Raw genomic sequence first — 10,847 nt, 5'->3', positions numbered from 1 at the left:
AAATTAAAGAAATTGTTGCAAAGGGTACTTTAGAAACAGCAAGCCGTGCTTTAAGACTTGGCAAGCAGGTATTTGATTTTGCAATTGCCTCAGATTATACAGATCGTAATCCATGCACATTAGTGGAAGATGTAATTCCTGAATATGAATCTGATAGCCATCCTTGTTTACCTGCAAGTGAAATGCCTGAATTTTTTAGACGTATGCAAGCGAGCCATTCAAGTTCTATAGTTAAAATGGCAATGCTTCTAGTTTGTTATACAGGAACGCGTATAACAGAATTATTAAAAGCTAGATGGGATTCTGGCGAACTAGATTTTGAAAATAAGGTTTGGATTATTCCAGCTGATCGCATGAAAAGAAGAAAGGAATTAATGGTTCCATTGGTGCCGCAGATTTATGCACTATTTAAGGAGCTCGAAAGCGTTAAAACTGATGATGGATACATATTTAAAAAACGTGGAAAGCCTTATGAGTATATGACCTCTGAGTCTGTACTTACCATGATAAAAAGAATGGGTTACGAAGATAAAATGGTTACCCACGGTTTTCGTTCACTTTTTTCGACTCAAGCTAATGAAAGTAAATTATTCCGTGGTGAGGTGATCGATTATCAAATTGCCCATGTGAATAAATCTACAAAAGCAGATAAGACAAGTAAAATTTATAACCGTGCAGAGTATTGGGATGAACGGGTAGAATTAATGACTTGGTATGCAAATGAGGTGGAGAAATGGTTAAATGATTCCAAAAAATAAAATAAAAGAGTTTAAAAAATATTTAAAAGGTGATTTTGAGAATAATCTATTAGATTCAGCTATCTTGAATTTAGAAACCTATAACAGTCTAACATTTAATAATTTTGCTTATGCAATGAGAGAAATGCTAAGAATAGTTTTTCATAGACTTTCTCCCGCTGAAGAAATTGTTAAATGTTCATGGTATCCAAGTTTAAGAGAACCTGACGATAAAATTACTCGAAGACAAAGATATAAATATGCTATTCAGGGCGGGATTGGTGAATTTCTTTTAAAGCAGTTTCGATTAGATAAATCAATTGAAAAGGCTTGTACTACTCTATTAGATCAAATAGAAGTTTTAAATAGTTTTACCCACATTCAAGAGCATACATATAATTTATCAATTGAAGACACAAGACAACGAGCAATACAATGTTTTGATGATGTTTTGAAAGTAGTGAGACTTATTAAGAGAGTTCGAAATAAGCTTTTCAAACATATAATCAAATATCTTGATGAGGAGCTGTTCAATTCATCAGTAATGGATTATGTGGAAAATATTGATCAGATTGCTGATATTGCATCTGTAAATCATATTAGTGCAAACAAATTTATAAATATGGAAATAGATTCTTCTAATGTGAGTTTTACCGTCTCTGGAGATGTATTTTGCTTATTAGAATACGGTAATAAAAGTGATGTAGAAAGAGGGGATGGTTGGTCATGTTATATGGATTTTGAATTTGAAGCACCTGTAGAAATAAAAATTAAGAAACCCTTTGGAAGTCATATGAAAATTGTAAAGATTGTTGTGAATATTGATAAATTTTTTCAATAATGGCGCTTATTTCGTGCTTTGAACTGTACTTTGATTTTAGCAACTGATTAAGAAGTCCAACTATTGTAATTATTAAATAGGAATAATTCGTTAGGTATGAATATAGAAAGCTGGATAAACCGTAATGGAAAGTAGATATTTAAATTCTTTGAATAAAAAAAATGGTTATTATGAATTATATATAAATGATTCAGATGAAATTATTAATTTTTTTCGACCTGATAAAGGTAATGTGAAAAATCTAATGATTAATCTAAAGCATAGAGATGAACCAAATATTATGAATTCGAAATATCTTGGAACATGGGATGCGACTGATACGCATATTTTAGAAAAATCACTTGTATATAGAGGGCATGGCGATTATAACTGGGATCTAGAGCCTACATATTATAGACAGCCTAAAAATATAAGTTTTGTATTTGATGAAAAAACAATTGAATATCAAAAAGAGTCAAATATTTTAATTCAATTTCAAGAATCCTGTGATTTAGCAGGAGTTCAATTACCTTCTGATAATGATAAATTAAGAAAAAATCAGAAACTCAAAATTGATCACTTTTTTGGAAAATTTAATAATTGTAGTGGAGATTGGTTTTCAGATGATTTTTTTGAACTAGCAGTTTTTGCACAACATTATGGAGTTCCTACAAGGTTACTTGATTGGACCAAAAATCCTTTTGTCGCAAGTTATTTTGCCTGTTCATATGCTTTAAGTTCAGGATATCATGAAGACAAGAAAATCAGTATTTGGGTTTTAAATTCTGCAGAATTAACTGGTGAGCTAAAGGATGTTTTAGAAGTTTTAGAACCACCTAAAGGAATTAATCAACATATATCACATCAACAAGGTGTATTAACCTATACCATTGCACGTGAGGAAATTTTACAAAAATTTGGCTTTAGACCTAAACTGCAAGATATTTTAGAACATTACAATTCTAGTCATAGACTTCTAAAGATCAATATCGATTTTAAAGAGGTAATAAGGCTTTTTGATTTTTGTAATTATCACAATTTCAATGCATGTCACCTTTTTAGGGGGGCATATGGAGCAGCACAACATACTAAAGATATTATGAATTTAAATAAATTTTCATTTATATAAAGGCGCTTACTTAGCGCCTTGAATTGCAGTTTTGATTTTTGCTACTGATTGTGAAGTCCATCCCTTATAAGTTTTGGATTCACGATCAGGTGGGAACTCCTCCAAATAATATTTTTTAAATGTATTTGGAGCCATACCGAGTTCTTTAGCTAATTGCCTTAAAGAATACCAAGACATTTAAACAACCCTCTTGTTTTCTAAATTAATGAAGTTTTAAGATCTTTGAAGACGTCTTACCAAATTGCTAAGTAAAACTTTTACGTTAGTATCAAATTGATTAATGTTTGTTGTTTCAGAATAAAGAGAGAGGCTTAATCTCATTACATCATAAGCAAATATGCTAAATGCTTGAGGATCCTTCTTTCTGAGCTCATCCGCTTTAGGACAAATAATGTCCATAAAAATAGTTGTAGAAATATCTATAGGTGATTCTTCTATAGGTTTTGAATCAATAATTTCCACCTCATAATTTGGTAAACTTTGTTTAGTGATAAGCAAGTAAACATCGCCGTTTTTCTCCACTTCAAGCTCGGCCAATATCTGCTTTATAGTTTTTGCACTTAGTTTGCATACAGTTGCCAATTGAGAAACTGTTAAGCCGTAAGTATCATTTGCCAGAGCTTCAAAAACTTTAGCTTTGTATTTTTTGAAATTAGTCATTTCATTGGCCTTTTTAAGTTCAGCTGCTGTACTCATTTTCACTTTCTCCATGTGGCTTCTTTAAACTTTACATTTTCTAAGCAAGCATCGATTTCTGAAGCATTAACATTGTCAAACTGGTGGTTCATGTGAGCGCCTATCACGAGAAGAATGCGCGTCATTGTTGAGTAGCGATATTTCATTGGCTTATCTCCAATGGTGCACCAGGTAATTGTGCTTCGCGGTTTTTATAAGCTGTCATTGCGTCATACTTTAGAGTTCCATTTTCAAGTAAACGGATCTCAGCGAATAAAGAGCGTAAAACATCAATATTTTGTGCAGCCTGGATGCGCTCAATTAAAGGTCTTTCATTAAGCTCTTTAAGTCGCTTATAGGAAGCATCCAATAAAGGCTTGCGTTGTGTTTCTGTCCATTGGCGTGTGCGGTTAAAAATCGCATTCACTTCCTCGGCGTTGCCAGCCATATCTATTTCGAAAGCTAATTCGTCTACTAATTCATCCGAGTATATGAATGAAGCGTAAGTCGGATCAGAATCAATTAAATCAAGTTGTGAAAGTTGCTCTTTACGTTGCTCGCTCTGAATTCTCAACTCACTTAGATCTTCAGAAGTAAGATTGTTTGAGCTTGCTAAAATAGTGTCATTAACTTTCGCTAAATCATCTAATGTGCTGGCCTGATCAATTAGACCCATAAGTACCGCTTTGGGTGCCGATGTCGGTTTATCGCAGAAAGTTGTCTCTTGAATAACTTTCATTAAATTGTCACGTTCTTGATCTTCTAAATGCACATTTGCGCCAATTTTCCGCTTAACCGCTTGTAGTTCTTCAGCTGAAGTGCACGATTCAATTTCACTAATGAATGAGTCGTATAAAACAGAAAATACTTGCTCACTTGCTGAATCAGCTGCATCCATTTCAATAAAATCCAGCTCAGTCAATCGAGCTTGTTTAGCAGCTTCAATTTCATCTAATTGCTCTTGCGTAAAGCCTTCTTTCTCAAGACCTGAACAAATGTTTGCGACTTCCTGCTCAGTATTGGCAATTTGCAAAGCATCTAATAAAACTTGGTGCTGGTGATTGTTTGAAGCTTGAGATGTTGCGATTTCATTAGTCGAAGAGGGTTCCAAAACTTCTGTATGAATTGGATCCTCAGCTTTAACTTCCTCAACTTGTTTAGGAGTAGCAGTCTTTGAAGATTTTTTCTTAGCTGCTTTTTGTTTTTCTGCTCCACCAATTGGCACGACACGAACTTCACTTGTATCTACATCTCGGCCAACGGCTGCACAAAATGCTTTTAACTGGAGGCGAGCATTCTCAATATCAGCTTGAGCAAAACCATTTGAAACTGCTGTTTTGAGAGCTGCTGTTTCATTGAATTTGTACCAATAAATACTGCCAGTTGGTTCAATAAGATAAATGTCTTGATCTGGCTTGACATCATCAAGGGTGATAGGTTGAGTAAATGTAATCCCAGCCAATTCAATTTTTGGCAGTTGGATGCAATACTCATAGTCTGGCAAAGAAAATACTGTAGCCGGAAACTGGTCCAAAGTATCAAACTCACCATCGATGTGGCGGCAAAGAATAACTTTGCCCGACATCAAAGCATTAAAGGCTTCTTGGTTTGAAATTAAATTAGTCATGTTTATTTCCTGCCTTTAATTAATGGTGGAGTTGTTGAGTTTGGTTTTTTTGCTGAGGAAGGGAATTAACTGCCCATCCCATTTGATCGGCACGTGCACGACAAGCGTTCACGATCCCAGCTGCATATTGAGAATTTGCAAAAGTGGCAATGGCTTTATCCAGGGTAGATGGATATTTGGCATTCTTGATACTAGTAAGCGCATTTGTATAACGCTGAGCTAATGACTGAGTGCTATTAGCATTGTTTGCCTGCGAGCTCTGATTAGATTGCTGGCTTTGATTTCCGCTGGTACGGTTGTTTTGATTTTTAGATGCATGGTCCATTTGCTGATGATATTCATTAGTGTCATAGTCCTTAGTGTCATCAATAAGGAACAAGCCATTTAAAGCGTATTTACGAGCATACGAGCTCGATGCACCAAAGGTTTGAGCTACATCCATACCTTTCTTATTAACATCAACGCCAGCATGAGCAGTTACAGTAATTTCTTTGCCGTTGGCATCAGTAAAGACTGCTTTAGCGGTAATAACGACGACTGAGCCAACTTGCTGAACTTCGTCTGTAAGGACAAGTGTTGCGCCCAATTCATTTAAGTGCGGTTTAACTGCTTCAAGAATATCTTCACAGTTACGGTATTTATATTTGCCAAAATCATTGGTTTTGTTTTTTGGAGCTTTCAACTCTTGTTGAATTTTATGTAATGCGTTGTTTTGATTAGTCATGATGCCACCCAATTAATAACGAGAGTTTTTATAAGCGATACGTTGCTCTGCGCAGTATCGTTGGGGTTGAGTACGGTTCTTTTGTTCAATAGCGCGGTGATAATTAACTCCACCTTTAAACTCAGGCTTGAACCATTTTTGGGATAGTTCATCGGTAGTAATAGGTCGGGGTTCGCTATCTTTAGAGTCTTTAACTAGCACGTTGTACCAGTTAAACGGCTGTGCTCTTTTGCCACCAGTGAACTCTTTGTCAAAGTCTGGAGTGAAATCTAAAGTCAGCTTGGCCAAATAGATTTTTGGACCAAGACGCACATGGTAGAAACCTTCCTGGTCTTTAAAAAGAAACTTACGAAAAGTTGTAGTGGAGGTCTTTTTCATGATTAAGACTCCACTAATCGATTTTTTTCAATGAAGCCTTTAAGAAGGGCATTGATATTGCGGTGATCGTTGTAATCGGTGAAATCGTTGTATGACTTACCGTTTACATCTGTAATTTCATTAATGGTGAGCTGAGTTACATCAACTGCTGTAAATTCAGAACCAGGTACACCGTAGCTATCTGGATGAGCCTCAAAGTCAAAGCTTACGTTTACTCGGAAGCCATCAAGTTTGATAACTGCAATGCCTGAGGTCTTACCTGTAATCTTTGCTGTTTGAACGCCGTAAGAACTAGGTTGAATTTGCGGTGTAAAAGCCTGCGTGTTTGTTGCAAAACTTGATTGAGCTGTCTTGTATTCACAAGAAGCTAAACCAGCAATCAAAACAAGAGCTGTAACACCTGTTACTTTGATATGGTTGAATGGAATTGCATTTACATTCATAATCGTTTTACTCACTGAGTATTAAGCAGCTAGGACCTTCGAACTTCATAGCTGCTTTTTTATTGTTAAAACAAAATGTGTTATTAGAATATAAAACATAATGTTTTATTTGGTCAAGAATTTTATAAAACAAAATGTGTTATTTTTATTGGGCACAAAAAAACCGCCCTTAGGCGGTATTTGGTTTTTTCTTATTTAGTCGTAATGAATATCCTGTAAGGGAATGGTTGGATATTCTTGTACATGTCTACTAGGCGGAACAATATCTGTAACAGCTACAATTGCATCTACTTCATCCATATCAAAAGTAGTTCGCTTCTCGCCATTTACAGCAAGTAGGTGCAAAACATCATTAACGATACCAATAAATTCTTTAATTGTCCTTCGTCCATCTTTCAGTTGAACTTCAACAAATTCAGTTGGTGTTGGAGCGGCGTCAGGATCGCAAACTATATACCATCCATTTCTTATTGCGGGGTACATGGAGTCACCTGTACCTTTAACAGCATATGCATGGATTCCAGCTGTAAGCGAAGGTACGTAACCATCTCCACCGTTGCCGCCGTAACCCATTTCAGTATAGAAGCCGTCATAACCCATCTTTGAGTAAGACTTCACAGGGATCCATCCTCCAATTCTTGGAGATACATTAAAAATTTTCTCATTATAAAGTTTTTCAATTTTTGGCTGACCTTCGCCCGTAAGGATCCAGGCATAATCTAGTTTCAATTTCTGTGAAACCTGTAAACCACCTTGCTTTGAAATCCCACGCTTATCCCAGTTATAGACCTTTTGGGAATCTACATCTAAAAGCGAAGCTAATGAATTGGCGTTTAAACCAGTTTCATTATAAATACGCTGCATTGTTGGGTGTATCTCTTTATCACTCATAACAAAACAACCTGAAACAATTATTAGAATTTTCTCAAAATTAAAACAATCTGTGTGAAACAAAGTGATTGACCAAATAAAACAAAATGTTTTAGTATTTATGAAACATTTTGTTTTAGGAAATCTTTATGACACTTGCAGAAGATCAAAAAATCATTGCTGAAAATGGTGGGCCATCTCAGTTAGCTCGAAAACTGAATTACCGCTCCCATCGTGTTCAAAACTGGACAGTTCGAGGAATTCCACCAAAAGAAAAATTGAAGTTCCCAGAGATATTAATGAAGAAACAGAATGAGGAGAAATCATGCACAACATGAAATTAGAAGGTATGCAAATAAGCAATAAGTTACTTGTGAATTTAAGTACACGTGTACCAGAAGAAGTGCAATTACTGGTTGATGACGTTGCTAAATCGAATGGTTTGGATAGGGCGAAATGGTTAAGGGATGCCATTAAGTTAAAGCTCGAAACTGATTTAAATCAATCATCGTCGAATGATGCTAAATATTCAATGAATACAACGTCTTCAAGAGAATTCAAGAATGTATTCAGAAACTTTTTAACTTTCATAATGGCAAATAAAAAGCCCGACGTTGCGGGTCGAGCTTTTCGTGTTCATTAACTTTTGGAATCAAAGAACATGGGTAATTTATCAAATCAATCGATTAAAGACAAACTTTTAGAACAAAAGCGCCAGCAAAGTTATCAGTCGTGGCATGAGCCTGCTTTAAGAACTCTGTCATGTTTGCTGGCTGAACGTAAACAAAATTTGAAACGTAGAAACCATGATGAAAATCAAGCGGCAGCTACACGTGATGAGTTTATGGAAGCGCTGGTAAACGAACATGGAGTACATGGCATAAATCTTTACCATGCCGGGATAATTATTTCGAGTCTTTATAGAGCTAAGCGGATCCGTTACTTAGGAACTTTCATTCAAATCATTGAAGAAGGTGATAGCAAATGAATGATCAAATTCTTAGAAAAATTAAACGCTGTATGGATCTGTCAAAAAGTTCTAATGAACATGAGGCGGCATTAGCAATTAAACAAATGCAAGCTTTAATGCAGAAACACGGATTTAATGAAAAACATGTTCTTGCTACAGGCGTTGTCGAGAATAAGCATGAATTGGATGTCCGTAAAAATCCAGCTCAATGGGTACTTAACTTGCATAGTTCAATTGCCCAGGCGCTAGATTGTGCCTCCATCGTTCGACATTGGGATAAAGACTGGAACATACAGCTCATATTTATCGGAGTTGAGCCAGCACCCGAAATTGCTAGTTATGCATTTGAAGTGCTTTATAAGAAGATTAAGCAAAATAGATCTGATTATATCCAAGATAAACTTTGGCGATATAAGCGCTCAAATAAAACAAAACTCGCTGATGCTTATTGTACGGGTTGGGTTCAAAACGTTTACGCAAAAATTAAAAACCTCAATCCAAACTTGGAAATTGAAGAGCGCATCAATGCATATAAAGAAACCAAGCTTGCTAAAACTTTGAGGCCAGACAATATCTTTTATGGCAAGGTACGCTTTGATAAGCAGGAACAAAGATCTTTGTCAGCTATGCGAGATGGGCATGACAAGGCGAAAGAAGTAAATCTATTTGTTGCCACTGAACACACTGAAAAAGTGCAAATAGGCGGTGCGTATGAGTAAGTATGTACCAAACTCTTTCCAAGTGGCCAACGCTTTTGTTGACGAAGCAATGAGTAAAATCTCAGATGCCTCAGTTAAGATTTATTTAATCATTAACCGTAAAACACGGGGTTGGGCTAAAGAGTGTGATGCACTTTCACTAACTCAATTAGAAGAGCTGTCAGGCAAAAGTCACCCGACTGTTGTTCGTTGCACAAAAGAACTAGTTAAAGTTGGCTTGGTTAAAAAGCACGAGCAATCTATTTACGGAAATGTTTACTCTTTAATTGATAATTATTTTATTGGCGAGTTAATTAATTTTCCAAATAAAGGCTCAGTACTGGTTCAATCTTTTAGCTTATTTAATGGTCAGCTAGTTAAAAATTTTAACTACCAAATAGCTGCACCTAAAAAGACATTGAATGGCATAAAGATTAAAAATCTTTGCTTAAATTTCCCTCTAAAATCTCGCTTGCTAGTTAAAAAATTTAACTACCTTGAGAGTACCTGCCAGTTAAAATTTTTAACTACTGCTAGTAAAAATTTTTTACCCCTGCTAGTTAAAATTTTTAACACACAAAACACACTATCAAAACAAACTAATCAAAATAAAAAAAATACGTGGTTTGTTTTGGAAAATTTGAAGTCTGAAATTTGTTCTATCAATCCGTCAATTGATACCAGCGAGATTTTTAAAGCTTCGTGGTTTGAGAGAGAACTAAAAGCATTCAATGGTTTCAATGAAGGCCGCAATCACTCTGATGATTACATGGTGAAATTCTTTGCTGAGTGGATGCTTAAAGCTCGCGCTAAATACGCAAAGATGAAAACACCGGCAACACATTCTTTTGAAAACAAAATCTTTAACTGCCAACAGTCCAATTCTGAAAACACATTGCCGGAGGTAATAACTTTTGCCTCAGACAAACAGCTTTTTATGTTTGCTCGTCTTCTTGTAAACCATCCTGATTTCAAAGATTCATTTTGTCATACCGGGGAATCGTGGATGGACGCAGGAAAGCGAATGGCTCAAAAACTGGTAGATCCTGAGCAACAAAAACCATTCATTCCGTATTTGATCGAGATGGGTTTTAAGGCTCCATCCAAAGGGGCAATAGCATGAGTACTCAAGAAAATTTCGATTTAGTAAAAGCGATTGCTCGCCGAGACAAATTAAGAGGCAAATACAACCGTAGTGGGCTGTCTAACACTGATTACAACGAATTACTTCAACTTGATAAGGCAATTGAGCAAGCACGAAAGGGTGAAAAGAAATGAGCAAAATTTTAATCGGGGTGGATACTGGGGTTCATACAGGTTTTGCAGTTGCTTTTGACCAAGGTAAGGGAGGCCAACTACTTGAGGTCGAATCTTTAACAATTACCCTGGCAATGAGCAAAGTGTTAACGCTGGCCGAGGAACATGGTAAAGAAAATCTAATGTTGTTTATTGAAGATGCGCGATTGCGTACATGGTTCGGTAACGCAGATGCACGACAAGCTCGTAGTGGTGCTGGTGTTCGTGAGGGCATTGGATCAGTTAAGCGTGATGCACAGATTTGGGAGCAGTGGTGTATCGAACAAGGCTTGAAATACAAGATGATTCATCCTGCAGCCAACAAAACAAAAACTGACGCGAAGTATTTTTTAAAACTAACAGGGTGGGCAAAGCGAACTAATGAACATGCGCGAGATGCAGCAATGCTTGTTTTCGGGCGATATGCAAAGTTTTGATGTGAACAAAGGTTTTAATAAGTTGTTTTTTAATAATGGTAAA

General features: G+C 36.1%; 17 protein-coding genes. 10 read left to right on the top strand and 7 right to left on the bottom strand.

The features are described from left to right. The 3 genes from AB0P25_RS19050 to AB0P25_RS19040 all read left to right on the top strand — a co-directional run. A partial coding sequence (locus tag AB0P25_RS19050; protein ID WP_363809495.1) for a site-specific integrase occupies positions 1–758 on the top strand: 758 nt, incomplete at its 5' end. Beyond that, a complete protein-coding gene (locus AB0P25_RS19045; protein WP_151744850.1) occupies positions 742–1,578 on the top strand; it encodes a hypothetical protein in 837 nt (278 codons plus the stop codon). The genes AB0P25_RS19050 and AB0P25_RS19045, both read left to right, overlap by 17 nt. A gap of 124 nt (positions 1,579–1,702) precedes the next feature. Next, complete coding sequence (locus AB0P25_RS19040) at positions 1,703–2,686, top strand: FRG domain-containing protein (protein WP_151744851.1); 984 nt, start codon at positions 1,703–1,705, stop codon at positions 2,684–2,686. Positions 2,687–2,692: 6 nt separating this feature from the next. Here the strand turns inward: AB0P25_RS19040 and AB0P25_RS19035 are convergent, their stop codons facing one another. The 7 genes from AB0P25_RS19035 to AB0P25_RS19005 form a co-directional block, all read right to left on the bottom strand. Then, the gene (locus AB0P25_RS19035) at positions 2,693–2,863 is read right to left on the bottom strand and encodes a hypothetical protein (protein ID WP_005042582.1); all 171 of its coding nucleotides are present in this window, start codon (positions 2,861–2,863) and stop codon (positions 2,693–2,695) included. A 36-nt stretch (positions 2,864–2,899) separates the two neighbouring features. Continuing rightward, a complete protein-coding gene (locus tag AB0P25_RS19030) occupies positions 2,900–3,397 on the bottom strand; it encodes a hypothetical protein (protein ID WP_363809494.1) in 498 nt (165 codons plus the stop codon). Between the two features lie 127 nt (positions 3,398–3,524). Continuing rightward, a complete protein-coding gene (locus AB0P25_RS19025) occupies positions 3,525–4,988 on the bottom strand; it encodes a hypothetical protein (RefSeq protein ID WP_363809492.1) in 1,464 nt (487 codons plus the stop codon). 19 nt (positions 4,989–5,007) lie between these two features. Beyond that, entirely contained in the window at positions 5,008–5,712 is a 705-nt protein-coding gene (locus AB0P25_RS19020) for an ERF family protein (RefSeq protein ID WP_151744854.1), read from the bottom strand. A 12-nt stretch (positions 5,713–5,724) separates the two neighbouring features. Continuing rightward, a complete protein-coding gene (locus tag AB0P25_RS19015; protein ID WP_363809491.1) occupies positions 5,725–6,090 on the bottom strand; it encodes a hypothetical protein in 366 nt (121 codons plus the stop codon). A 2-nt stretch (positions 6,091–6,092) separates the two neighbouring features. Then, positions 6,093–6,548, bottom strand: a complete 456-nt coding sequence (locus AB0P25_RS19010; protein WP_363809490.1) for a hypothetical protein — start codon at positions 6,546–6,548, stop codon at positions 6,093–6,095. A 180-nt stretch (positions 6,549–6,728) separates the two neighbouring features. Further along, the gene (locus tag AB0P25_RS19005) at positions 6,729–7,424 is read right to left on the bottom strand and encodes a S24 family peptidase (RefSeq protein WP_363809488.1); all 696 of its coding nucleotides are present in this window, start codon (positions 7,422–7,424) and stop codon (positions 6,729–6,731) included. A gap of 128 nt (positions 7,425–7,552) precedes the next feature. Between AB0P25_RS19005 and AB0P25_RS19000 the strand changes: the two genes are divergently transcribed. Genes AB0P25_RS19000 through AB0P25_RS18970 form a run of 7 tightly spaced genes read left to right on the top strand, consistent with a single transcriptional unit; the run spans position 7,553 to position 10,804 of the window. Then, a complete protein-coding gene (locus AB0P25_RS19000; protein WP_363809487.1) occupies positions 7,553–7,741 on the top strand; it encodes a hypothetical protein in 189 nt (62 codons plus the stop codon). Further along, positions 7,729–8,046, top strand: coding sequence for a hypothetical protein (locus AB0P25_RS18995; protein ID WP_363809485.1), 318 nt, complete (start codon positions 7,729–7,731; stop codon positions 8,044–8,046). Before AB0P25_RS19000 ends, AB0P25_RS18995 begins: the two co-directional genes overlap by 13 nt. Before the next feature lie 18 nt (positions 8,047–8,064). Further along, positions 8,065–8,391 (top strand): hypothetical protein, encoded by a 327-nt coding sequence (locus AB0P25_RS18990; RefSeq protein ID WP_363809483.1) that lies wholly within the window; start codon positions 8,065–8,067, stop codon positions 8,389–8,391. After that, positions 8,388–9,092 (top strand): DUF2786 domain-containing protein, encoded by a 705-nt coding sequence (locus AB0P25_RS18985; RefSeq protein ID WP_363809481.1) that lies wholly within the window; start codon positions 8,388–8,390, stop codon positions 9,090–9,092. Before AB0P25_RS18990 ends, AB0P25_RS18985 begins: the two co-directional genes overlap by 4 nt. Then, complete coding sequence (locus AB0P25_RS18980; protein WP_363809479.1) at positions 9,085–10,194, top strand: replication protein; 1,110 nt, start codon at positions 9,085–9,087, stop codon at positions 10,192–10,194. Before AB0P25_RS18985 ends, AB0P25_RS18980 begins: the two co-directional genes overlap by 8 nt. After that, a complete protein-coding gene (locus tag AB0P25_RS18975) occupies positions 10,191–10,349 on the top strand; it encodes a hypothetical protein (RefSeq protein ID WP_337081301.1) in 159 nt (52 codons plus the stop codon). The genes AB0P25_RS18980 and AB0P25_RS18975 overlap by 4 nt, the downstream gene beginning before the upstream one ends. Further along, the gene (locus AB0P25_RS18970) at positions 10,346–10,804 is read left to right on the top strand and encodes a hypothetical protein (RefSeq protein ID WP_363809477.1); all 459 of its coding nucleotides are present in this window, start codon (positions 10,346–10,348) and stop codon (positions 10,802–10,804) included. Before AB0P25_RS18975 ends, AB0P25_RS18970 begins: the two co-directional genes overlap by 4 nt. The last annotated feature ends 43 nt before the right edge of the window (positions 10,805–10,847 follow it).

It is taken from the genome of Leifsonia sp. NPDC077715 (assembly GCF_040686855.1).
In the GTDB taxonomy this organism is placed as follows: Bacteria; Actinomycetota; Actinomycetes; order Actinomycetales; family Microbacteriaceae; genus Leifsonia.
This window is presented reverse-complemented; position numbering and strand designations above follow the sequence as displayed.